General features: G+C 39.7%; 1 protein-coding gene. It reads right to left on the reverse strand.

Annotation, left to right across the window (positions count from 1 at the left end):
• Positions 1-320 (reverse strand): M17 family peptidase N-terminal domain-containing protein (locus A3756_RS03655; protein ID WP_156490241.1); only part of this gene is annotated, 320 nt, incomplete at its 3' end.
• Positions 321-546 lie beyond the last annotated feature (226 nt).

The raw sequence follows: 546 nt of genomic DNA on the forward strand, positions 1-546 counted from the left end.
AAGGATTTTACTTTGGCGCTTTTCGCTTGACTTGCTAATGCGCTGAAGGCCTTGTTTAGGCTGCTTAGGTTTAACTTCTTTTTGTCTCCCATGCCCAAAAGAATAACGCTATTAGCGTGTTCGCTACGAAGGGGTAGGAAGAAGCTTTTTCCTGAATCACTATCAATGTCGAATTGCGATATGCTTTGGCTTAGTTGCCCATCAAGAAGTTTGTCGAGCGCTTTGCCTTGCTCACATAGTGTCTGATTTTCGTATAGGCCTATGCATAGGCTGTCTGCTTTTAGTGATGAAATCGCGGTATCGACAATATTGTAATTCATTTCTGTCTCTTATCGTATCGAAGGTCATTAGTGCTGAAGCACATAATGAGGTGGTTTGAAAACGTGTATCGTCATAGAATAGCAAGCCAAATGATGAACTGCATCGTTCTTCAGCAAATTTCTGATATTAGGGCATATTTTTGATTAACCATAAGGCACTTTTGAAAACGCTTTTTAGCAGATTATATATGGCGCTAGGGAACAATAATGAGAAGAATTAATCGTT

The sequence above is a fragment of the Oleiphilus sp. HI0086 genome (genome assembly GCF_001635225.1).